26 protein-coding genes and 1 riboswitch are annotated in these 22,873 nt (G+C 48.0%); of the genes, 22 read left to right on the forward strand and 4 right to left on the reverse strand.

The window, feature by feature from the left end; genetic code table 11:
- Positions 1-47: 47 nt before the first annotated feature.
- The 5 genes from DXB83_RS02930 (at position 48) to DXB83_RS02950 (ending at position 4,436) form a co-directional block, all read left to right on the forward strand.
- Complete coding sequence (locus tag DXB83_RS02930) at positions 48-935, forward strand: sulfide/dihydroorotate dehydrogenase-like FAD/NAD-binding protein (RefSeq protein ID WP_055217977.1); 888 nt, start codon at positions 48-50, stop codon at positions 933-935.
- Positions 935-2,329, forward strand: a complete 1,395-nt coding sequence (gene gltA / locus DXB83_RS02935; RefSeq protein ID WP_022462566.1) for an NADPH-dependent glutamate synthase — start codon at positions 935-937, stop codon at positions 2,327-2,329. Before DXB83_RS02930 ends, gltA begins: the two co-directional genes overlap by 1 nt.
- Before the next feature lie 105 nt (positions 2,330-2,434).
- Entirely contained in the window at positions 2,435-2,914 is a 480-nt protein-coding gene (gene rlmH / locus DXB83_RS02940; RefSeq protein WP_117508974.1) for a 23S rRNA (pseudouridine(1915)-N(3))-methyltransferase RlmH, read from the forward strand.
- A 26-nt stretch (positions 2,915-2,940) separates the two neighbouring features.
- Positions 2,941-3,438 carry a pyridoxamine 5'-phosphate oxidase family protein gene (locus DXB83_RS02945; protein ID WP_022462564.1) on the forward strand — a complete coding sequence of 166 codons (498 nt, stop codon included), beginning with the start codon at positions 2,941-2,943 and terminating at the stop codon, positions 3,436-3,438.
- Positions 3,439-3,494: 56 nt separating this feature from the next.
- Positions 3,495-4,436: a GTP-binding protein gene (locus tag DXB83_RS02950; RefSeq protein ID WP_118697237.1), complete on the forward strand. Its 942-nt coding sequence runs from the start codon at positions 3,495-3,497 to the stop codon at positions 4,434-4,436.
- 64 nt (positions 4,437-4,500) lie between these two features.
- Here the strand turns inward: DXB83_RS02950 and DXB83_RS02955 are convergent, their stop codons facing one another.
- Positions 4,501-4,962 carry a hypothetical protein gene (locus DXB83_RS02955; protein ID WP_055217971.1) on the reverse strand — a complete coding sequence of 154 codons (462 nt, stop codon included), beginning with the start codon at positions 4,960-4,962 and terminating at the stop codon, positions 4,501-4,503.
- Between the two features lie 160 nt (positions 4,963-5,122).
- On the opposite strand from DXB83_RS02955, the gene DXB83_RS02960 reads away from it, so the two are divergent.
- Positions 5,123-5,818: a DNA alkylation repair protein gene (locus tag DXB83_RS02960; protein ID WP_117805403.1), complete on the forward strand. Its 696-nt coding sequence runs from the start codon at positions 5,123-5,125 to the stop codon at positions 5,816-5,818.
- Between the two features lie 65 nt (positions 5,819-5,883).
- Here DXB83_RS02960 and DXB83_RS02965 read toward each other — a convergent pair whose 3' ends face one another.
- Positions 5,884-6,162, reverse strand: a complete 279-nt coding sequence (locus tag DXB83_RS02965) for a type II toxin-antitoxin system HicB family antitoxin (protein WP_055228190.1) — start codon at positions 6,160-6,162, stop codon at positions 5,884-5,886.
- Positions 6,163-6,330: 168 nt separating this feature from the next.
- Between DXB83_RS02965 and DXB83_RS02970 the strand changes: the two genes are divergently transcribed.
- The 14 genes from DXB83_RS02970 to DXB83_RS03035 all read left to right on the forward strand — a co-directional run bounded on the left by DXB83_RS02970 (position 6,331) and on the right by DXB83_RS03035 (position 17,488).
- Positions 6,331-7,026, forward strand: coding sequence for a YjjG family noncanonical pyrimidine nucleotidase (locus tag DXB83_RS02970; protein WP_055217965.1), 696 nt, complete (start codon positions 6,331-6,333; stop codon positions 7,024-7,026).
- Between the two features lie 7 nt (positions 7,027-7,033).
- Positions 7,034-8,014, forward strand: coding sequence for an alpha/beta fold hydrolase (locus DXB83_RS02975; RefSeq protein ID WP_055267855.1), 981 nt, complete (start codon positions 7,034-7,036; stop codon positions 8,012-8,014).
- A gap of 21 nt (positions 8,015-8,035) precedes the next feature.
- Positions 8,036-8,575 (forward strand): DUF2284 domain-containing protein, encoded by a 540-nt coding sequence (locus tag DXB83_RS02980; RefSeq protein ID WP_055217961.1) that lies wholly within the window; start codon positions 8,036-8,038, stop codon positions 8,573-8,575.
- A gap of 93 nt (positions 8,576-8,668) precedes the next feature.
- Positions 8,669-9,385 carry a hypothetical protein gene (locus DXB83_RS17095; protein ID WP_055217959.1) on the forward strand — a complete coding sequence of 239 codons (717 nt, stop codon included), beginning with the start codon at positions 8,669-8,671 and terminating at the stop codon, positions 9,383-9,385.
- 130 nt (positions 9,386-9,515) lie between these two features.
- Complete coding sequence (locus DXB83_RS02990; RefSeq protein WP_055267857.1) at positions 9,516-9,809, forward strand: YabP/YqfC family sporulation protein; 294 nt, start codon at positions 9,516-9,518, stop codon at positions 9,807-9,809.
- A 45-nt stretch (positions 9,810-9,854) separates the two neighbouring features.
- Positions 9,855-11,153, forward strand: a complete 1,299-nt coding sequence (locus tag DXB83_RS02995; RefSeq protein WP_055267859.1) for a sporulation protein YqfD — start codon at positions 9,855-9,857, stop codon at positions 11,151-11,153.
- Entirely contained in the window at positions 11,140-12,171 is a 1,032-nt protein-coding gene (locus DXB83_RS03000; protein ID WP_055267861.1) for a PhoH family protein, read from the forward strand. The genes DXB83_RS02995 and DXB83_RS03000 overlap by 14 nt, the downstream gene beginning before the upstream one ends.
- Positions 12,168-12,671 (forward strand): rRNA maturation RNase YbeY, encoded by a 504-nt coding sequence (gene ybeY / locus DXB83_RS03005; protein ID WP_055228185.1) that lies wholly within the window; start codon positions 12,168-12,170, stop codon positions 12,669-12,671. Before DXB83_RS03000 ends, ybeY begins: the two co-directional genes overlap by 4 nt.
- 50 nt (positions 12,672-12,721) lie before the next feature.
- Positions 12,722-13,876, forward strand: a complete 1,155-nt coding sequence (locus DXB83_RS03010) for a DUF3048 domain-containing protein (protein WP_055217951.1) — start codon at positions 12,722-12,724, stop codon at positions 13,874-13,876.
- Between the two features lie 106 nt (positions 13,877-13,982).
- The gene (locus DXB83_RS16780) at positions 13,983-14,201 is read left to right on the forward strand and encodes a DUF896 domain-containing protein (RefSeq protein WP_022462552.1); all 219 of its coding nucleotides are present in this window, start codon (positions 13,983-13,985) and stop codon (positions 14,199-14,201) included.
- Positions 14,179-14,727 carry a 5-formyltetrahydrofolate cyclo-ligase gene (locus tag DXB83_RS03020; protein WP_117508969.1) on the forward strand — a complete coding sequence of 183 codons (549 nt, stop codon included), beginning with the start codon at positions 14,179-14,181 and terminating at the stop codon, positions 14,725-14,727. Before DXB83_RS16780 ends, DXB83_RS03020 begins: the two co-directional genes overlap by 23 nt.
- Before the next feature lie 40 nt (positions 14,728-14,767).
- Complete coding sequence (locus DXB83_RS03025; RefSeq protein WP_117760579.1) at positions 14,768-16,012, forward strand: glutamate-5-semialdehyde dehydrogenase; 1,245 nt, start codon at positions 14,768-14,770, stop codon at positions 16,010-16,012.
- Between the two features lie 396 nt (positions 16,013-16,408).
- Positions 16,409-16,618 (forward strand): DUF6198 family protein, encoded by a 210-nt coding sequence (locus tag DXB83_RS03030; RefSeq protein ID WP_117761479.1) that lies wholly within the window; start codon positions 16,409-16,411, stop codon positions 16,616-16,618.
- A 100-nt stretch (positions 16,619-16,718) separates the two neighbouring features.
- Positions 16,719-16,818, forward strand: a riboswitch (THF riboswitch).
- 67 nt (positions 16,819-16,885) lie between these two features.
- A complete protein-coding gene (locus DXB83_RS03035) occupies positions 16,886-17,488 on the forward strand; it encodes a folate family ECF transporter S component (RefSeq protein ID WP_022461732.1) in 603 nt (200 codons plus the stop codon).
- 192 nt (positions 17,489-17,680) lie between these two features.
- On the opposite strand, the gene DXB83_RS03045 is transcribed toward DXB83_RS03035, so the two are convergent.
- Both DXB83_RS03045 and arfA read right to left on the reverse strand, forming a co-directional pair.
- Complete coding sequence (locus DXB83_RS03045) at positions 17,681-18,637, reverse strand: glycoside hydrolase family 43 protein (RefSeq protein ID WP_117801106.1); 957 nt, start codon at positions 18,635-18,637, stop codon at positions 17,681-17,683.
- Between the two features lie 80 nt (positions 18,638-18,717).
- Complete coding sequence (gene arfA / locus DXB83_RS03050; RefSeq protein WP_117801108.1) at positions 18,718-20,217, reverse strand: arabinosylfuranosidase ArfA; 1,500 nt, start codon at positions 20,215-20,217, stop codon at positions 18,718-18,720.
- A gap of 231 nt (positions 20,218-20,448) precedes the next feature.
- Between arfA and DXB83_RS03055 the strand changes: the two genes are divergently transcribed.
- Together DXB83_RS03055 and DXB83_RS03060 are read left to right on the forward strand one after the other, a co-directional pair.
- Positions 20,449-21,288 carry a helix-turn-helix domain-containing protein gene (locus DXB83_RS03055; RefSeq protein WP_055217931.1) on the forward strand — a complete coding sequence of 280 codons (840 nt, stop codon included), beginning with the start codon at positions 20,449-20,451 and terminating at the stop codon, positions 21,286-21,288.
- An 88-nt stretch (positions 21,289-21,376) separates the two neighbouring features.
- Positions 21,377-22,699, forward strand: coding sequence for a sodium-dependent transporter (locus tag DXB83_RS03060; RefSeq protein ID WP_055217929.1), 1,323 nt, complete (start codon positions 21,377-21,379; stop codon positions 22,697-22,699).
- Positions 22,700-22,873: the final 174 nt, after the last annotated feature.

Raw genomic sequence — 22,873 nt, forward strand, 5'->3', positions numbered from 1 at the left:
AAGTCGTGCTTTTGTTAAAATATTTCTAACAAGATTAGGAGGATATTATGTACAAGATTCAAGAAGCGGAAATGCTCGCGAATAATATCTACCGTATGGTAGTAGAAGCACCGCGAGTAGCACAGCACTGCCTCCCTGGACAGTTTGTTATTGTCAAGGCAGATGAAGAAGGAGAAAGAATTCCTCTGACCATTTGTGATTACGATAGAGAAGCAGGAACTATCACCATCGTATTCATGCCGATCGGAGAATCTACCAAAAAAATGAAAGATCTCAAAGCGGGAGATGCTTTCATGGATTTCGTAGGACCTCTGGGGCAGCCGTCCGAGTTCTGCAGCGAAGATATCGAAGAACTGAAGAAAAAACGGATCGTATTCGTAGCCGGCGGTGTTGGAACTGCACCGGTTTACCCGCAGTTAAAATGGCTGCATGAGCATGGAATCACTGCTGACGCCATTGTCGGAGCAAAGACAAAAGATCTCGTTATTCTCGAGAAAGAAATGTCTGCTGTCAGCAATCTGTACATAACCACAGACGATGGTTCTTACGTAAGAAAAGGTATGGGTACCGATGTACTCCGCGACCTTGTACAGAATCAGGGCAAACAGTATGATGTCTGTGTTGCCATCGGACCGATGATCATGATGAAATTCGTATGTCTTCTGACAAAAGAACTGAACATCCCGACCGTTGTAAGCATGAACCCGATCATGGTAGACGGAACCGGTATGTGCGGTGCCTGTCGTCTAATGGTAGGCAATGAAGTAAAATTTGCCTGCGTAGACGGACCGGAGTTTGACGGTCATCTGGTAGACTTCGACCTGGCTATGAAACGTCAGCAGATGTATAAGACAGAAGAGGGAAGAGCTCTCTTAAGATACCAGGAAGGCGCAACCCATCACGGTGGATGCGGCCAGTGCGGAGGTGACAAATAATGGCAAAGGGATTAAACAGAGTACCGGTACGTGAGCAGGAGCCGAAGGTACGTGCCACAAATTTTGACGAGGTATGTCTTGGATACAACAAAGACGAAGCAGTAGAAGAAGCACAGCGCTGCCTGGGCTGTAAAAATGCAAAATGTATCACAGGATGCCCGGTTAATATCAACATTCCGGCATTCATTGCACAGGTAAAAGAAGGAAACTTCGAGGAAGCATACAAAATTATCGGTGAGTCCAGTGCACTCCCGGCAGTCTGCGGCCGTGTATGTCCGCAGGAGAGCCAGTGCGAGGGCAAATGTGTCCGCGGAATCAAAGGCGACGCTGTTTCCATCGGTAAACTGGAGCGTTTCGTTGCTGACTGGGCAAAAGAAAACGGTATCAAACCGGTTCCGGCAGCAGAGAAAAACGGCCACAAGATCGCGGTTATCGGTTCCGGCCCTGCAGGTCTTACCTGCGCAGGAGACCTTGCAAAACTTGGCTACGATGTAACCATCTTCGAGGCACTTCACAAAGCCGGCGGTGTATTAAGCTACGGTATTCCGGAGTTCCGTCTTCCGAAAGACAAAGTAGTTGCCGCTGAGATCGAGAACGTAAAATCTCTCGGTGTTAAAATTGAGACCAACGTTATCATCGGAAAATCCGTTACCATCGACGAGTTGTTAAAAGACGAAGGATTTGAAGCAGTCTTCATCGGTTCCGGTGCAGGCCTTCCGATGTTCATGGGAATCCCGGGTGAGAACGCAAACGGCGTATTCTCCGCAAACGAGTTCCTGACCAGAAACAACCTGATGAAAGCATTCCGCGATGATTACGATACCCCGATCGCACACGGCAAGAAAGTTGCTGTAGTCGGCGGCGGCAACGTAGCTATGGACGCTGCAAGAACCGCACTTCGTCTCGGCGCAGAGGTACACGTTATTTACCGTCGTTCTGAGGCAGAGCTTCCGGCCCGTGCAGAGGAAGTTCATCATGCAAAAGAGGAAGGTATCATCTTCGACCTTCTGACCAACCCGGTAGAAATTCTGACCGACGACAAAGACTGGGTAACCGGTATCCGCTGCATCCGTATGGAACTTGGCGAGCCGGACGCTTCCGGAAGAAGAAGACCGGTTGAGATTCCAGGATCTGAGTTCGAAATTGAAGTAGACGAAGTTATCATGTCTCTTGGTACTTCCCCGAACCCGCTGATTTCTTCCACCACCTACGGTCTGGATGTCAACAGAAGAAAATGTATCGTAGCTGAGGAAGAAACCGGAAAGACCAGCAAAGAGGGCGTTTACGCCGGCGGTGACGCTGTAACAGGTGCAGCAACCGTTATCCTTGCTATGGGTGCCGGAAAAGCCGGAGCTAAAGGAATTGATGAGTATATCAAAAGCAAAAATGCATAAGGCATTGCTTTTCTAAACTAAAAGCCATATAGACGCGGACAAGAAGTGATCTATATGGCTTTTGGTGTTTTTGACAGATATCCGAAAGGGTTTTAAGATTACAGAATGAAAATTACAGTATTGACAGTAGGAAAAATCAAAGAAAAATATCTGCGGGATGCGATTGCCGAGTATTCGAAGCGCCTCAGCCGCTATGCAAAGCTGGAAATTATCGAGGTGGCGGATGAAAAAACGCCGGACAACGCGAGTGAAACCGTAGAGACAAATATCAAAAACAAAGAAGCAGAGCGCCTTCTCAAATATATCCGGGATGACGCTTATCTGATTACATTGGAAATTAAGGGAAAACAGCTCACATCCGAGGAGCTGGCCCAGAAAATAGATACGCTCGGCGTGCAGGGAACGAGCCATATTATTTTTGTGATCGGTGGTTCCTTAGGGCTTGGCGAGGAAGTTCTGAAGCGTTCGAACTATGCGCTCAGTTTTTCGAAAATGACATTTCCGCATCAGTTGATGCGGGTTATTCTGCTGGAACAGATTTACCGGAGCTACCGCATTAACTGCGGGGAGCCATATCATAAATAGCTGCGAATAAGAGAGGTGTGATTGCGATGCGTGAAATGCGTTTAAAAAAGCGGGAGATTACAGATCCTGAAATTTTAAGAGAAATTCTGGAAAGCTGCGAGGTTGTGCGGATCGGGGCGATGGATGAGGAAGGCATGTTTATCGTGCCGATGAATTATGGATATGATGTCCGGGAAGAAGATGGAACTCTTCACGTCTGTCTGTACCTGCATGGGGCAAAAGAAGGGCGGAAGGCGGCTGCATTTGCAGCGGATCCGCGCGTGGCGGTGGAGATGGATTACAACCATGAAGTGATTACAGGTGACTATACGTGTGCGTATTCCTATGCGTACCGCAGTATCATGGGAAACGGAACCATCACGGAGGTGACAGATCCGGAGGTAAAGAAGAAAGGCCTGGAAAAAATCATGGCGCATATCGCACCGGAGGCGAAGATCGCTTTTCTGCCGGAGATGGTGGAGCGCGTTGCCGTATGGCGCATAGACATCGATACATTTACCGGCAAAGAGCGCAGACGAAAATAGAGTGTTCGAAGCTCCGCAGGCGCAGACGGAAAAAGACAGCAGAAAGGACAGCAGAAATGATTAAAATTGATCTGATTACAGGCTTCCTTGGCTCAGGGAAGACGACTTTTTTGAAACAGTACGCAAAGTATCTGATGGCACAGGGAAAGAACATCGGCATCCTGGAGAATGATTTTGGGGCAGTCAATGTGGATATGCTGCTTCTGCAGGAACTGCGCGGCGATCAGTGCGAGCTGGAGATGATTTCCGGCGGATGCGACAAAGAGACACACCGCAGACGGTTCCGCACAAAACTGATCTCGATGGGCATGAGCGGCTACGACCGCATTCTCGTGGAACCGTCGGGGATTTACGATGTGGATGAGTTCTTTGACACGCTGTACGACGAGCCGTTGAACCGCTGGTATGAGGCGGGAAGCGTCATCACGATTCTGGATGCCGGGCTCGATGAGAAGCTGTCGGAGGAAGAAGAGTATCTGCTGGCTTCCGAGGCGGCGAACGCTGGTAAAATCGTGCTGAGCAAAGTACAGAATGTTTCGGAGGAAAAGAAAGAAGAAACGATTGCCCATCTGAACCGCACGCTCGAGCAGGCAGGCTGCAGAAGACAGTTTTCTGATGCAGAAATTTTACAGAAAAACTGGGATGATCTGACAGAGGATGATTTCAAAATGCTCTCCGAATGCAGTTACCGTTCGGAGGATTACCGGAAGCTGGATTTCGGCGAGCAGCAGACATTTGATTCGCTCTGCTTTCTGGAGCCGAAGATTACGGAAGAAGCGCTGAAAAAGGCAGCAGAAGCAATCTTTGCGGATCCATCATGCGGCAATGTATTCCGGATCAAAGGAATTGTAAAGACGGGCGAAACTGTGTGGAGCGAAATCAATGCGACGCGGGAACAGATGACATTCCAGGCAGTGCCGGAGAGCCAGGAAGTGCTGATTGTAATCGGCGCGGGGCTTTCGAAAGAGCGGATTAGTGGAATTCTCGGAATTAAGTAAAAAATGGAGCATGACGGAAAGGGGTATTTTCCATCATGCTCCTGCTGGTTTGGCTAAATAGCAGTTACTGTGAAATGCGCTGCCGTTCTGACAGTGTGGGGAACGGAATGATTTTGGAATCCCGTGCATCATCCGGTGTACAAAGAGCAGTCAACGGCTGCGGCTGATTTTCCATGGTCTGGAAGGAGAGAATGCCATCTTTCCATAAAACGACATCATCCGGTGAATGGACGGCAAAATAGCGGTGCAGCACATCGAAAAGAGAGGATGGAACTGCCGCAAGATCGTGCTCGGGATCGCTGGAATATAGAAAGATCCGGCTTCCCGGAAAACGACGGGAATGGATACCGGCAGAGGGAGCGGTAAAATCCGGGTTTTCGGTAAAATATAAGGATCTTTCTGCAGGTCCGGAAAACGGAATAGACAGCGTTGTGGAAACAACTGGCGCTTCTTCTGCAAGGGCTGGCTGCTTCTGAAATTTGCACAGGAATGGTATATTTTGAAAAAATGTATATTTCTTTCTCATAAGACTCACCTTTCAGCCGGAAAAGATCTGGCATTTGGCAGGGTGGATGTTATCGTTTACTTTAATTTTATCTTATCAGAAGTGCAGAAATAACAGGGTTAAACATTTGTAAAAAGCGTGTAAAACATCTTAAAGAGAAAGAAAAGAGAGGGGGAATCATATGGAACAGGAAGTAATGCAGGCCATTCGGGCAGAACTGGAAAGCAATATAGATGCAAAATACCGGGAATTTCACAGCTCTCTTGTTCCGGGACAGAACTGTCGGATTCTTGGTGTCCGCATTCCGGTTTCGCGACGGATTGCAAAAGCGACAGCAAGAGACCACTATGAAGTTTATACCGAACAGTTTAATCCGGAAGTCTATGAGGAGCTTCTGATCCGCGGAATGATGATCGGCTACGGAAGGCTGACCCGTGAAGAACAGACGGCAGAACTGGACCGCTTTGTGCCGATGATCAACAGCTGGGGAATCTGTGACAGCTCCTGTGCAACGTGCCATTTTATGAAGAAAGACCAGGAGTATTGGTATGGATATCTGCAGAAATGGCTGAAAAGCAGCCGGGAATATGAAATCCGGTTTGGTGTTGTGTGTCTGCTGGACTTTTTTATCAACGAAGCGTATATCGATGCTGTGCTGGAGGAGATGAAAAAGATTCATCACGATGGCTATTACGTAAAAATGGCCGTCGCCTGGGCAGTATCGATCTGTTATATTCATTTTCCGGAAAAAACACAGAAACTGCTGAAAGAAAACAGTCTCGATGACTGGACACATAACAAAACAATTCAGAAAATCAGAGAGTCGCTGCGGATCAGCAAAGAAGAAAAAGAGATGCTGAAAACCTGGAAGAGATAAAAAGAAAACCGTATCGCCGCGTTTCGAATATCGCAGCAATACGGTTTTCTTTCTCTTTTTTGAACTTATTCGTCCCATCCCTCAAAAAGCCGGATGTTGACGGCAATATTTCTTGCAATTTCACCTTCGCTTTTCCCGAGATCTGCCACATCCGATACCGGCGGAAAATCAGGTTCTTCTTCCGTCAGTTCCAGAGAGATCCAGTCATAGGCGGAGTGAATGGCATCTTCCAGCGCCTCGTCGAGGGTATCCCCTTTTGCATAGCAGCAGGCGAGATCTGGAAAATAACCTTCGTAGGTTCCCTGTTCGGTTTTATGAAAAACGGCTGGATAAGTAAATTTCATAGTGTTTCTTCCTTCTTCCTTTTCTTTTTCACGGAAATTCTTTTTTATCGTAGCACTTTTTCTCAAAAGATACAATGCCTAAAATACAATTGATCGTATTTGTAATCTATGCTAGAATGAAAAACAGATAATTGGAAAATACAAATGAAACCAAGGGAGGATTTCTCTTTGATAAAAGTAATTTTGTGGGACATCGATGGAACACTTCTGAATTTTAAGATGTCGGAACGATATGCAATTGAGTACTGTTTCAACAAGTTTCATATGGGAACCTGCACGGACGAAATGCTGCAGCGCTACAGCGTGATCAACCGCGGTTACTGGGAGCGGCTGGAGACGGGAGAGCTTACAAGAGAACAGGTGATGCTTGGACGATTCCATGAATTTTTTGAATCGGAAGGACTGCCGACGGATCAGGTAAAGGTATTCAATGATGAATATCAGATCCGCCTCGGCGATAAGGCTTTCTTCTGCGATCACGGAGATGAACTGGTAAAACAGCTGAAAGCTACCGTAAAACAGTATGCAGTAACAAATGGAACCACTGTTGCACAGGAGCGTAAACTCCGCTTTTCCGGGCTTGATCAGCTTCTGGACGGCGTTTTTATCTCGGAACAGGTCGGTGTGGACAAGCCGCAGAAGGCTTTTTTTGATGCGGTATGGAACGAAATCGGAAGTTATGCACCGGATGAGGTTGTGATCGTCGGCGACTCCCTCACAAGTGATATCCGCGGCGGAAAAAATGCAGGAATCCTGACCTGCTGGTACAACCCGGATCATCTTCCGAACAAAATTGAAGTTACACCGGACTGTACCATCGACAATCTTCAGGATATCCTTTCGTATCTGGATGAAAGCAGGTGATTTGCTAATGAGAACACGCGTATTACAGGAAAAAAATTATGCGGAGCGGATGCAGAATGGTGTGGAGCCTTACCTCGCCGCTCATGCAGAAGAATTTTACTGGGAAAGGGAGAGCGGTCATCCGATTCATGTTCTTCGTTACCGCGCATTCCGCCCGAGAGGTGTTGTTGTAATCTCACACGGTTTTACGGAAAATGCAGAGAAATATAAAGAGATCGTGTATTATTTTATCAAAGAGCATTTTCATGTTTATCTGCCGGAACACTGCGGCCACGGAAAGAGCTACCGTCTGGTGGATGATCCGTCGCTTGTTTATGTCGATTCCTACCATCGTTATGTAGAAGATCTGCTCTTTGTTGCACGAAAAGCAAAAGCAGAGGCATGCGGTCTTCCGCTCGTTCTCTATTCTCACTCGATGGGCGGCGGAATCGCAGCAGCAGCGGCCGCCAAAGCGCCGCATCTGTTCCGGAAAGTGGTCTTGAGTTCGCCGATGATCCGTCCGCTGACCGGAAAAGTGCCGTTCGCCGATGCAAAACGGATCGCAGCTTTTGCCTGTGCCACAGAACGAGGCACACAGTATGTGGTAGGACAGAAACCATACCAGGGAATCGAAAGTTTTAAACAAAGTTCGTCCCTCTCCCGTCCGCGCTTTCTCTATTACCAGCAGAAGCGGGAAAAAGAGCCGCTGTATCACCTAAATGCCGCTTCTTACGGATGGCTCCATGCCGCCGCACATCTGTACCGCGATCTGATGCGGAGCGGATGGAAACGGATCGAGGCTCCTGTCCTTTTATTTCAGGCGGAGAACGATCATCTTGTGTCCAACCGTGCCCAGGAGCGGATGATCCGGAAAATGGCAGAACGCCGTCCCGGCATGGCAAAAATGGTAAAAGTACCGGGCGCAAAGCATGAATTGTTTGGAACCAGAGGGCGCATGCTCCAGACGTACTGGAATATGGTATTTGCTTTTCTGGAAAAAGATCTGTAACAAAAGAGAAGGGATGACAAAATGACACAGACAGAAATCGAAGAATATATTACCCAGTTTCCTATCTATCAGTATGCATTTGTAAAACCGGAGGACATCGAATTCAATGACCGGGTCCGCCAGATCTGCAAAAAGGAGTGCTCCCGCTACGGAGCCTCCTGGTCCTGCCCGCCGGCGGTCGGCACTGTTGAAGTCTGTAAGGAGCGTTGCATGAACTACGATCACGTTCTGTTCTTCTCCAGCATCGCAGAAGTGGACAACATCATGGATATGGATGAGACATTAAAAACAAAATCGGAGCACGAAAAAATCACACGCGAAATCGAGCAGCATTTAAAAGACAAAACCCTGCTCACCTTCGCCCTTTCCTCCGATTCCTGCCAGCTCTGCGATAAATGTACCTACCCGAGAGGCGGCTGCCGCCATCTTGAACTGATGCATCCATGCATCGAGAGCCACGGCATCGTTGTTGCAAACCTGATTGAAAAAAACATGATGGATTATTACCTCGGCGAGCATATGGTCATATGGTTCAGCATGATTTTCTATAAAGAATCGTAATCTGTGATGTAATTTTCCATTCTTTCAAACGTATTTACAGTAGAGGATTTCGCTGTAAGAAATTCAGAAAATACACAAGAGGGGGAATGAAATATGCTGAGAAAGGCAGGAAATTTTCTCAGGTATCTGTTCGGTATTCTGATGATGCTGGCGGGAGCCGGTTACTGGAAAGAGGAGAAGGCATATGCATTGTCACTGCTGCTGCTTGGAATCTTTTTGCTTCCGGTTACCTGGAATACGATAAAGAAACGGTTTCATGTGGCGAAAGCACTTCCTGTGCTGCTTCCTGTGCTGCTGCTGGTTTCCGCCTGTGCGCTGACACCTGTGACGTACAGCAGTAAGGAAACACAGAAGGCATCTGCAGAGTCTGTTTCCGTCAGCGTTACGGCAGCGCCGACGAAAAAAGCGACGCCGACCCCGACTGAAACATCAACACCAACGCCGACAGCAACACCGACCGAAACACCAACGCTGACCGCTACCCCGACTCCGACTGCTACCCCAACTCCAACGGCTGACCCGACCGAGACGCCGACACCTGAGCCAACCATAGAAGCTGCGGCGGAAGAAACCGTCGAAACGCAGGCAGCGGAAGAATCACAGCCGGCAGTGACTGCCGAAGAACCGCAGGTAACGGAAGCACCGCAGGAATCGGATCCGTATGGAGGACAGCTCGTGTGGATTTCAGAGACCGGATCGAAGTACCATAACAAAAATAACTGCGGCAGAATGAATCCGGATCGGGCATATCAGATGACGAGAGAAAATGCAGAAGCCCAGGGGTATGAACCCTGCAAAAAATGTTTTTAAAAAAGAGAAATGAAACCCCGCAGCCTGATCGGGCAGGAAACCCCAGCGGCTGTGGGGTATTTTTGTGCTTTTTTCTGCATAAAATAGCGATAGAACAAAAAGCAGACCCGCAAAGCGGAGGAGGTTTTGGATGCGAAAAAAGAAAAAGCAGAAAAAATCACTCCATCCGCCGGGCGGGGAGCTGCTTTCGGCGATGCAGGTTCCGTCAGATCTTGCTTTTGGCGAGCCGGTTGTGACGTTTTACGGCGGGAGAGAAGTGCAGATTGAAAATTTCCGCAGGATTCTGGAATATAATGCGTGCCGCCTCTGTGTGCTTACACAATATGGCAGGCTGCTCCTTGTGGGAGAGGGAATCCGGATTGTTTCGTATTCCGGGGAGGAGATGCGGGTGGAAGGGAGAATCGATCAGGCGACGTTTCAATAAGTGTAATGATTCCAATCATTCCAATGCTGAAAAGGGGGTGTGCGTTTGCAGAGGGGAAAGGTTTTCTGGAAAGGCAGTGTGCGGATTCGTGTGACGGGCCGTGAACCGGAGCGTTTTTTCAATCTGTGCGGGCACCATAACATCACACTGTGGGACGTGACAGAACATCAGGGCTGCTTTGAGATGAGCCTTCTGCCGGAAGATTTTTTCCGCCTCCTGCCGATCCGCCGCAAGAGCGGTGTGCGCATCCGAATACAGAAAAAACAGGGACTGCCTTTCTTTTACCGGCGAAGTTTAAAAAGAAAGGCATTTTTTATTGGTATTTTTCTCTGCCTGGCGGGACTTTACACGCTGTCGCAGTTCATCTGGAATATTCATGTGGAAGGAAATTACGCGAACAGTACGCAGACGATCTTAAACAGCCTTGACGCGGCCGGGATTCATCATGGAAGCTGGAAAAAACGTGTGGACTGCAGCCAGACCGCATCGTATTTGCGGGAGCAGTTTCCGAATCTGACCTGGGTGTCCGCAAAAATAGAAGGGACGCAGCTTGTCCTTGCGGTAAAAGAAAACGTAGACGGCTATGTGATCGAAGAAAAAGCAGATGATCCGCAGAATCTTGTGGCGAAAAAAGAAGGGACGGTCGTGCGTATTATCACACGGAACGGCATTCCGCAGGTGCTCCCCGGTGATACATGTCAAGCGGGAGACATTCTTGTAAAGGGCGAGATTCCGCTTGTGAATGACAGTGGGGAAACGTATGATTATTCTTATGTTCACGCAGACGCGGATATTGACCTTGAGACGACGTGGTACTATTATGATACCTTTCCGCTTTCCCATACGGTACGGACATATCAGAAAGCAGAGAAAAAAACGCCGGTATTCCAGATTTCTGCTTACCGATTTTTCCTTGGAAATCTGCTGCCGGAGAATTTTGTGGAGAGTTTGCGGAGCATGACCGGAACGGCGGATCAGAAAACAGAGAAAAGGGAAAATGGAGCAGACGAGGAAGTGTCCCTTCAGCAGCTTTATCTGACAGAAAACTTTGCCCTTCCGTTTTATTTCGGCTACCGTCAGAAATTTCCTTTTGAAGTTCAGAAAGAAACCTACTCAGAACACGAGGCAAAAGAAAAAGCCTCGCAGAATTATCAGAAATTCCACAGAAATTTATCAGAAAAAGGACTTCAAATATCGGAGAATCATGTTACAATAGAACTTAACGATACGTCATGTATCACAAAAGGGACACTTCGCGTGATAGAACGGGCCGTAGAAGCACAGCCCTGCGAAATGCAGAAGATGTCGGATGGAAAGGAAACAATGGTAGATGAACAGCAATAACAACATGATAGAACTGCAGATGGAACTGCCCATCGAACATGAAAAGAAAGTATTCGGCCAGTTTGATGAACACATCAAAATCCTGGAGAGATCCCTGGCGGTTACGCTGATCTCCCGGGACGGCGTTTTAAAAATTGTGGGCCCGGCATCGAATGCAGCGCGCGCAAAGGAATGTCTGACACAGCTTCTGGAGCTCTCACGCCGCGGAAATGATATCAACACACAGAACGTCAATTATGCAATCTCACTTGTTATGGAGGACAGCGGAAGCAGCCTTGCTGAAATCGACAGTGACTGCATCTGCCACACGGTCGCAGGCCGTCCGGTCAAACCGAAAACACTCGGTCAGAAAGCGTACGTGGATGCGATCCGGGAAAAGATGATCGTCTTCGGCGTCGGCCCTGCCGGAACCGGAAAAACGTACCTTGCGATGGCGATGGCGATCACGGCATTCCGAAACGATGAGGTAGGCCGTATTATCCTGACGCGTCCGGCGATTGAGGCGGGTGAAAAACTCGGTTTCCTGCCTGGCGACCTGCAGAGTAAAATTGACCCGTATCTGCGGCCGCTCTACGACGCGCTGTATCAGATCATGGGAGCAGAGAGCTTCCAGAAAAACATGGAAAAAGGCCTGATTGAGGTTGCGCCGCTCGCGTACATGCGAGGCCGTACGCTCGACAATGCGTTTATTATCCTTGATGAGGCACAGAATACGACACCGGCGCAGATGAAGATGTTCCTGACCCGTATCGGTTTCGGTTCCAAAGTCATTGTAACCGGAGATGCCTCTCAGAAGGACCTTCCTTCCGGTACACGCTCCGGCCTTGATGTGGCAATGCAGGTACTGAAAAAAGTAGACGGAATTTCCTTCTGCGAGCTGACGAGCAAGGACGTTGTCCGTCATCCGCTGGTGCAGAAGATTGTACAGGCTTACGATGAATATGAAAAGAAAGCAAAGCCGGAAAATCACAGCGGCAGAGCAAAAAGTACGACGAGAAAACGGAGGGAAAATAAATGACACTGACGTTTGAAAATGAACAGGATTTTGACCTTGGATTTGATCCGGAAGAGGTTGCAGCAGCGGTAATCAATGGTGTGCTGGATCAGGAAGCGTGCCCGTATGAGGCAGAAGTAGAACTGATTCTGACTGATCCGGAAAATATCCGCACCATGAACCGGGAACACAGAAACATTGACCGGGAGACAGACGTGCTTTCTTTCCCGATGGTAGATTATCCTTCTCCGGCTTCGTTCGATTTTCTGGAGACGGAAGAGGGAGATGACTGTTTTAACCCGGACAGCGGTGAGCTGATGCTGGGTGATATTGTGATTTCTGTTGCGCGCGCAAGAGCGCAGGCGGAGGAATACGGTCATTCTTTAAGACGCGAATTTGCTTTTCTTGTTGCACACAGTATGCTGCATCTTCTGGGTTATGATCATATGACACCGGAGGAAGCAGCCGTGATGGAGGCAAAGCAGGAAGAGGTGCTGCAGCGTCTCGGTATCACAAGAGACTGATTGAAAGAAGAAAAGGAGGGGTCTTTATCAAAAAGAGAGGGTTTTACACATTGGGGATTGCTCTGCTGGGAAGCATGATGCTGTTCGGATGCCGGAAAATTGGGGAAACGGCACCGGAAACTGCATCGGCAGGAACTTCTTATGTCTCAGAAGAGACAGCAGGGGAAAGCAAGACAGAAACGAAAGCTACGGAACCACCGGCCCCGACCGAAGATCCGGCACCGGAACCGCTGGTTCCGGAAGCGATTGAGCCGACACCCGCGGAGGATGCGCTGCCGGAAGGTATGGTGAAAAGTTATCTGACAGGAGAACCTGTCGCCGAAGTACAGGGAAGAAGGCGCCCGGTGGCGGTTATGCTGAGCAATATCATCAGCGCCTGCCCGCAGAGCGGTATCAGCCGTGCGGGAGTGATCTATGAAGCGCCGGTCGAAGGCGGCATTACGCGCCTGATGGGGCTGTTTGAAAACTATGATGATCTCGAAAAGATCGGATCGGTGCGGAGTTGCCGCGAATATTATGTGTATCTGGCAGCGGGATTTGACGCTCTGTATTACCACTATGGACAGGCGGCGTATGCGATTCCGCTGCTCGAATCGGATCACATAGACAATGTGAACGGCATGGAGTATTCGGAACAGGTGTATTACCGGACGTCGGATCGTCCGTCGCCGCACAATGCGTATTTGGATGCGGCCGGGATTGCAGCGGGAATCGATCTCTGCGGCTACCGGACATCTTACAAAGACGGTTATGACGGATTTTTCCAGTTTGCATCCGAGACAGAACCGGAAACGCTGGAACAGGGACGAAATGCCGCCTATGTGGCACCGGGCGGATATTTCCACAACAATCCGTGGTTTTCGTACGATGAGGCGAGCGGCACGTATTTGCGTTATCAGTTCGGGGAACCGCAGATCGATGAGATGACACAGGAACAGCTTGCGGTGAAGAACATTATCGTGCAGTACTGTTCCTGGAAAAAGTATGATGACAATGCGGAATATCTCGATATCGATGTGGTAAACGGCGGAACGGGAACGTATATCACAAGCGGAAAGGCCATCGACGTGACATGGAGCAAGGATGATCCGTGGGGCGTCACAAAATACCGGGATGGGAATGGCGATGAGATTAAGTTGAATCCTGGAAAAACATGGGTTCTGATTGTACTGGATAATTATACAGACGAGACTGAAATCCGGTGATTGAAAACCGGATTTCAGATTTTTCGCGGATCTGCTGGACAGATACCGTGTTTTGCGGTAAGATAAAGAGAAAATTCCGGTAATTTAAAGGAGCGAAATACAGAAAATGGAAATTAATATACAGAGAATTAACGAACTTGCCCGCAAGGCGAAAGCAGAGGGGCTGACACCGGCGGAGAAAGAAGAGCAGCAGAAGCTGCGGAGAGAATATATTGCAGCCGTGAAAATGAACCTCCGTACCCAGCTCGACAATATTGATATGCAGGAGAAAGACGGAACAATCGTAAATCTGGGGGAGCGCTATGGAAGCAAAAGGAAACATTAGAAAAGAAGTTTTTGCCCGAAGAAGAGCAGCCACACAGGAAGAAATTCAGGAAAAGAGCCGTATGATTTATGAAAAAATCACGGCTCTGCCGGAGTTTCTGGATGCGGACTGCTTTTTTGCGTATATGGACTTCAAAAAAGAAGTCATGACACGGGATCTGATCGAGAAGGCCCTGCAAATGGGAAAGACGGTCGCTGTGCCGCGCGTGGAAGACGATGATATGGTTTATTATGAGATCAAAGATTTCTCCACGCTGAAATCCGGCTATTTTGGCATTATGGAGCCGGACGGCGGAAAGGTCTGCACGCGGGAAGAGGGCTTTCTGCTGGTACCCGGTGTGGCCTTTGATCCGGCGCGCCACAGAGTCGGATATGGAAAAGGATTTTATGACCGCTTTCTTGCCGCACATCCAGGGTTTACAACGGTTGCAGCGGCGTTTGAGTTTCAGCTGTTTGATGCGGTGCCGTTTGAAGAGACGGATGTTCTGCCGCAGATGCTGGTGACAGAGCAGAAGATTTACCGTTAAGCCAATTACGATAAGACAACACGAGGAGGAGACGAGTATGATGAAGCTGGAAGAAATCGGAACGAGAGCCCGCCAGGCGGAGCCTGTGCTTCGAATCATGGAGACGGAGAAGAAAAACCGTGTGCTGAAAAAAGCAGCGGAAAACCTTGTGGCAGACGCCGAAACGATTATCGCGGCCAATGCGCTGGATATGGAGCATGGAAAAGAAAAAGGCATGTCTCAGGGACTTCTGGACCGGCTCTTTCTGGACAAAAGCCGGATTGAAGCAATGGCAGAAGGCATGTGTCAGGTATCCGAACTGGACGACCCAATCGGGGAAGTGCTGGGAATGAAAAAACGCCCGAACGGTCTTCTGATCGGACAGAAACGTGTTCCGCTCGGTGTTGTCGGCATCATCTACGAGGCACGCCCAAATGTGACGGCGGATGCATTTGCACTCTGCTTCAAAACGGGAAATGTCGTGATTTTAAAAGGCGGAAGCGATGCAATCCACTCGAATACGGCGATTGTTGCCTCTCTTCGGAAAACACTGAAAGAGGAGCAGGTGCCGGAAGACGCCCTGCTTCTGATCGAAGATACCTCCCGCGAGACGACGGCGCAGTTTATGAAGATGAACCGCTATGTCGATGTTCTGATTCCGCGCGGCGGTGCCGGACTGATCCGCGCTGTCGTGGAAAACAGCACGATTCCTGTCATTGAGACAGGAACCGGAAACTGTCATATCTACGTGGATGAGACAGCCGATCTTTCCATGGCAGTGGATATTATTCTGAACGCAAAAACACAGCGCGTCGGCGTATGTAATGCGTGTGAATCGATTGTGGTACACGAAAATGTACGTGAAAAACTGCTCCCGGTTCTGGAGGAACGATTAAAAGAAAAACATGTGGAAATGCGCGCAGACGAAAAGGCAAGAGAATACATGCCGGAAGCAGAAGAAGCGACAGAAGAGGACTGGGGAAAAGAGTATCTCGACTATATCGTATCCATTAAAACGGTTTCCTCTATCGACGAAGCGATCGCGCACATCAACCGCTACAACACAAAACACTCCGAAGCAATCATCACCAACAACTACACCCACGCCCAGAAATTCCTGGACGAAATCGATGCAGCTGTAGTCTACGTCAACGCCTCCACCCGCTTCACCGACGGCTTCGAATTCGGCTACGGCGCCGAAATCGGAATCAGCACCCAAAAACTTCACGCCAGAGGCCCAATGGGACTGCTGGCGCTGACGTCGATTAAAAATATCGTATACGGAACGGGACAGATCCGAAAATAAAAGAAGAAAGATCTTGTGTCAAAGGGCAACCCAATTGATCCTCAAAAGGGCAAAACAGTTGATCCAGTGACCGAGTGCTAATCACCCATCACCCGATCACTGACCAACTCCCAACTGTCCCTTTTCCGGATCAACAGCCCAGACACAAGCCGAATCATTCATAAAACACAAAATGAAGACCTTGTAATCATAAAAATGTGGTTATGAGGTCTTTTTTTACGTTAATATCAAATTATACATAGATAAAAAGGCTTAAATACTGGGTTTTTGGGATGTGCAATTTTGAGATTTTCCGATAAAATTCGAGTTTCATCTGCTTTCGTTTGTTCCTAATCATTTTCATTCGCCCTCTTCAAATATAGAGTCAATCTTTAAGTCGAAAAAGTCTGCACGAAAGTGCCGTATTCCAGAATTAAAATCGACTTCGATGTGACCTGCCTTATGGTAACCGCATTGCTCACCTTCTTCGGACTTGGAAGAATCGAAGGTCTTGGAATCGGAACGGTAGCAGCTGCTTTTACGATGGGAAAAGGCATTGTGCTGATGGGAAAACTGCTGGATAAAAAGTTTGCGTTTGTCTCCGTTTTATCACCGGAAAGACCGTAAAATGCAGGGCTGATATTTGATCGTAAAAAATTAGAAAAAAATGTAAAATCCTCTTGAAACCAAGGGGATTTTACTATATAATGAGCAGGACAAAAACAACTGCAGAGTAAGTTCATATGCGTAAAGTGCTCCCGGGATAGAGAGTAGCCAGGGAGACGAAAAGAGAAAATCTTGCGGTATATGAATTGCATCTCGCTGCAACAGAAGATAGAGACAAGAGATTATCTCCTATTGTAGTCAGATATCTGTAAAGGAGGTAATTTTTTTATGCAGAAAAATGCAAATGAAACAGCAAAAGAAACAAAAAACATGTTTCTGCAGTCAGCAAAAGAGCTGAAAGCAGTCACAACCCTTGCAGCCTGTGCCATGTTCGCAGCGCTGGCGATGATTCTGAACCAGGTAGCATCGATTGATATCGGACCTTATGTCCGCATCGGATTTTCCGGAATCCCGAACCGCCTTGTCGATTACCTGTTCGGACCAGTGACAGGATGTCTTTTCTCCGGCATTCTTGATGTCGTAAAATATTTCCTGAAACCGAGCGGCCCGTTCTTCTTCGGATTCACCTTTAATGCGATGCTGGCATCTTTTATGTATGGATGCTTCTACTATCGCAAAAAACTGACCATCAAACGTGTGCTTGCAGCCAAGTTCATCGTTATGCTGACTGTCAACGTACTGCTGAACACCCTGTGGATCAGCATGCTGTATGGAAAAGGAATCATGGTGCTTCTTCCGGCACGTGCCTTAAAGAACCTGATTATGTGGCCGATCGATTCCATCATTTTCTACAGCCTGACGAAGTTGATCGAGCAGACCGGCGTCTTCCGCATGTTCCATGCAAGAACCGCTGCACAGGCACAGAGATAAAGAAAAATTCAGACACCATCAAAACGATACATTTACCAATCTGCAGAAAAGGTACTGTCCGCCAGAACAAAAAGGAAGCGGATGGGTTTTGTCGGAAAAGAAAAGCGAAAAAGAACTGCGGCAGGAACTTCCCCAAAAGGAAGCCTGCCGCAGTTCTTTTTGTATGAAAATCCCATCAGGCGGACAGCGATTTTACCGATATCCGTGATCTGACCAGTCATGGTTTTTGATCCGCTCGTAATCCTCCTCTGTAATCGGAAGAATCGTTCCATGCTTGTAGCCGTATGGGAACGAGAAGGAAGCATCAGAACGAACAAATTTTCCGGAAGCAAGGCTGTCTGCAACAAACGGCACATATCCCTGGCCGGCACCCGGAACGCCGTAGTAGTCAAGGAACAGACACCATCTGCTGTCATCAAGCTGTACTGCGGTCGGAGCCTCATAGAGACCGCTCTCTACATCTTTCATGCTCTCATCGAAGCTTTCCATCCGCACATACGGGCCGGCCGCATGGTCGGAGCGGAGCAGAATAATTTTCGCCGGATTGCTTTCACTCTTTACGAAAAGATAATAAACCCCATTCTCTTCATAGATCGCCGAATCAATCACGCCGCTGTCCTCTTTTTCGTACAGAACCTGCGGAGCTGAAAAATGAACAAAATTCTTCGTTGTGCTGTAATAGATTTTTTTGGGACCGTAATCGTTTGCTGCATGGGAAGAAGACCAGTGCAGAACGTACTCACCGTTTTCTTTATCGTAAATCAGATCCGGTGCCCAGAGGCAGCCGAAGTCATCATCACCGATTTTTACAAGACGCTGGTCGCTCCAGTTTACGAGATCCTCTGATTCCCAGACGGAGAAATACTTGCTGCCGTTTCTGCCGATCTCATCCCAGGAATTGTGATACTGATTCCGCATACCGTAAGAAAGACTCAGGTCAGTGGCGAAAATATAATATTTCCCGGTTTCTATGCTGTGAGTGATAGTAAAGTCGCGTACACCCTTATCTCCATAATACGCCCAGAGAACAGGAGCGCCGTCGTTGACAGCTTCCCAGTGGAAACCATCGCGGCTGATGCCGAAATAAACCTGTTCGCCGTCTGGTGTTGTTTTTTCCCGAAAATGAACAAATAAATATGCCTGTGCCATAAAATAAAACTCCTTTATGCATATGTTTGGATGAAAAATTCAGATGTTCTGTTTTTCAGGCCATACCTTATACGGTTCCATTATTTTGTAAGACGGATCACATTCCAGCTGTGTTTTCCAAGAACGGTGTGCATTTTTCCATTCTCCAGTTTGGTAGCATCGGAATGGGTCGGAGCAACGTGGTTCGGATCTGCTTCGGTGTTGACCGCTTTCATATCGTCGTTTGTCAGCACGATGTGCTCAGCCAGACGACATCCTTCGAACTGACGCAGATCGCAGGAAACCTCCATATCCTCATCCAGGCTCTTGTTGACTGCAAAAATGGTCAGTGCATCGTTTTCCTCATCCCAGATGCAGACAGAATCGAGATACGGAGCTTCGCCGTACGTTTTGCTCTCGTAAACCGGTGTCAGAACCTGTGTATTTAAGACGGTTCCGCGGCCGTATACGCTTGCATGCATGTATGGATAGAAGATCGTCTGACGCCATGCACCGGTATCGGATGTCATGATCGGAGCGATAACGTTGACAAGCTGTGCGAGGCAGGCAATCTTGACACGGTCTGCGTGGCGCAGGAGTGTGATCAGCATGCTTCCGACGAGAAGTGCATCCTCAAAGTTGTAAACATCCTCAAGCTGATGCGGTGCGCGTACCCATTTCTCCAGCTTCTGATCCTGCTCATTGCTGTGATACCATACGTTCCACTCATCGAAGGAAAGGTTAATCTGCTTTTTGCCGTGTTTTTTCGCTTTGACTGCATCACAGATCGCAACTACACCGGAGATGAAATCATCCATGCCCTTGGAGCTTGCCAGGAAATCGACAGTATCATTTGCATAATTTCCGTAGTACTGGTGTAAAGAAAGGTAATCCACCTCATCATAGCATTCGTCCAGAACCGTATATTCCCAGGAACCGAAGGTTGGCATCGTAAGATTGGAGCTTCCGCAGGCAACAGTTTCGATCGTCGGATCCATGAATTTCATTAGACGGGAAGTCTCTGCTGCAATACGTCCGTACTCAGAAGCGGTCTTATGTCCCATCTGCCACGGTCCGTCCATCTCGTTGCCGAGGCACCAGAGTTTGATGTTGTGTGGATCTTTGTAACCGTGGGATTTTCTCAGATCACTGTAGTAGGTGCCGCCCTTGAAGTTGCAGTACTCCAGCACATTTTTTGCATCTTCCGGTCCGCGGGTTCCGAGATTGACGGCCATCATGATGTCACTGCCGGCTTTTTTCGACCAGTCCGCAAACTCATTCAGACCGAATTCGTTTGTCTCAATCACGCCCCAGGCAAGATCCGGTTTTGCAGGCCGTTTGTCTTTCGGACCTACGCTGTCTTCCCAGTGATAGCCCGAGACAAAGTTTCCGCCCGGGTAACGGACGATCGGTACCTGAAGCTCTTTGACAAGATCCAGGGTATCTTTTCGGAAGCCCTGCTCGTCGGAGAGAGCACTTCCTTCCTGATAGATGCCTTCGTAAACGGCGCGTCCCAGGTGCTCGATAAAGGAACCGAAGATTCGTTTGTCAACTTTTCCGGTAAGAAAATATTTGTCAATGATAATCTCTGCTTTTTTCATACTTAAAAATCCTCCTGTTAAAAGAAATGTTCGTTTTCAGACACGATCCAGAAAAACAAAGGATCACCGGCGTGTCTATGATTTTATTCCACCGTTTCGCTTTCGCTTTGGATAGTTTCAATTTTAGCAGGAAGATAGAAAAAAACCAGAGATTTTTGTCCGGCAAATTTGACTTTTTTTCCGGTTTTGCGGTAAAATAGGGAGAAGAAAAGAAAAGGGGAAACGAGAAGAATGGAATTTTCAGTTCATATTTGTGAATATAATAGATCCAACGCCGATTATGAGACTATATATCGGCCGGAGGGCAGCGGGGACTATCTGTTTCTGTTGTTTAAAACGCCGATGAAGGTGTATGACAGAACTGCGTTTTTCATTGCACAGGAAAATGCCTGCCTTTTTTACACGCCGGATCACGAGCAGCATTATCAGGCTGTTCAGAAGTTTCGCAACAGCTATGTCCATTTCTGGTGCGGTGAGAATCTGGGTGAAACGTATGGAATTCCGCAGAATACTGTTTTTTATCCGCAGAACACGGAAGCAATTGATGAGCTGATTCGCCTTTTGCAGAGGGAATACATTGTGAAAGATCCATACGCAGTGGAATATGAGGAAGCACTGGTTCGTCAGATGATGATTACGGCATCGCGTGGTATGCGGCTGTACAAGAAAGCGGCAGAGGAGCCGGCCGGACTGTATCAGGAATTCCAGGAGCTGCGCCTTAAGATGTTGAGCCATTATGAGAAAGACTGGACGACAGAAAAGCTTTGCCAGATGGCCAATATGGAAAAAAGCCAGTTTTATTCTTATTATAAACAGTTTTTCAGCAGCACCCCGCACAGCGATCTGATTGAAGTACGGCTCGACAAGGCGAAAAATCTTTTGACAAATCAGGCACTTTCCATCGGACAGACCGCGGAAATCTGCGGTTTTTCCAATCTGTCTCATTTCAGCCGCTATTTCAAACGCCACTGCGGATGTTCTCCGCGGGAATGGCAGCAGCAAGGCGGAAAAAGCATAAAATATAAAGTGAAGTTGCAGGAAGATGAGAAATGCTATAGCTTTTCCCAATAGCTTATGCTAAAATATTCAGAAGATGTTGGAGTCAAAAGGTACTTTGGCCATGATATCTTCAGAAAAAGTAAGAAAAAGGGAGAGCAGTATGAAAAAGAGAGAGTCATTTAACAGTCGGTGGGGATTTATCCTGGCCTGCATCGGTTCTGCAGTTGGAATGGGCAACATCTGGATGTTCCCTACCCGGGTTTCCTTGTACGGAGGAGGTTCCTTTCTGATTCCGTATTTCCTGTTCGTTGCACTGATCGGCTTTACCGGTGTGAGCGGGGAGATGAGTTTTGGCCGTGCCACAAGATCCGGTCCGGTTGATGCGTTCGGTTTTGCATGTGAAACGAAAGGAAAACGAAAAGCCGGAGAGGCGCTTGGTCTGATTCCGGTGCTGGGTTCCCTGGCAATGGCGATCGGTTATACGGTTGTCATGGGGTGGATTTTCAGGTACATGATCGGAACCTTTACTGGAAAGACACTGTCAGCTGTGAGCGTAGAGGATTTTGCCGGAGCGTTTGAATCCATGGCATCTGCGTTTGGAAACAATTTCTGGCAGATCGTAGCTCTTGTGGTTGCGATGGTCATTCTGGCATTTGGTGTTGGTAAGGGAATTGAGAAGGTCAATAAGGTGCTGATGCCTGTTTTCTTTCTCCTGTTTGTTGCACTTGGTATCTATGTTGCCTTTCAGCCCGGTGCAGCGGATGGATACCGTTATATTTTCCGTGTGGAACCAAAAGCACTTGCAGATCCGAAGACCTGGATTTTTGCACTTGGTCAGGCATTCTTTTCCCTGTCTGTAGCCGGAAACGGAACACTGATCTATGGTTCCTATTTGTCAGATGGAGAAAATATTCCGGCCGCCGCCGGAAGAGTAGCATTTTTTGATACGCTCGCTGCTATGCTTGCTGCGCTGGTTATTATCCCGGCGATGGCAACTACGGGAGCACAGTTAAATACAGGAGGACCTGGACTTCTGTTCATTTTCCTTCCGAATTTGATAAAGTCTATGCCGGGTGGCGCGCTGATCGCAATCGTTTTCTTTGTCGCTGTCTTTTTTGCCGGCCTTACCTCTCTGATTAACCTGTACGAAGCACCGATTGCAACGGTACAGGAAAAATTTCATCTCGGAAGAGTAGCAGCCTGCGGTGTGATCGGGGTTATCGGTGTGGTCGTATCTCTTCTGATCCAGGGCATTGTATCCCAGTGGATGGATGTTCTGTCGATCTACATCTGCCCGCTCGGCGCCGGCCTTGCCGGAGTCATGTTCTTCTGGATCTGCGGAAAGAAGTATGTGCAGTCCCAGGTAGACAAGGGAAGAAGCAGCAAATTCACGGATCTGTATTATCCGATCTGCAAATATATCTACGTGCCGATCTGTGTGCTGGTTCTGATTCTCGGAATCGTGCTTGGCGGAATCGGCTGAAACGATGTTGATAGAAAACGCGCCTGTCGTGCGGAAAAAAAATCCGGCGGCAGGTGCGTTTTTTGATAAAATTTTTCAAATATATAAATCCGATTGAAATACTCGGAAAAAAGGTCTACAATCGGAGGCGAAAACAGAGATTTTAACCTCGAAGCAAAATAAGGAGGATATCAA

Origin of the sequence: Blautia sp. OM06-15AC, from assembly GCF_003481425.1 — a bacterium.
In the GTDB taxonomy this organism is placed as follows: Bacteria; Bacillota; Clostridia; order Lachnospirales; family Lachnospiraceae; genus Fusicatenibacter; species Fusicatenibacter saccharivorans.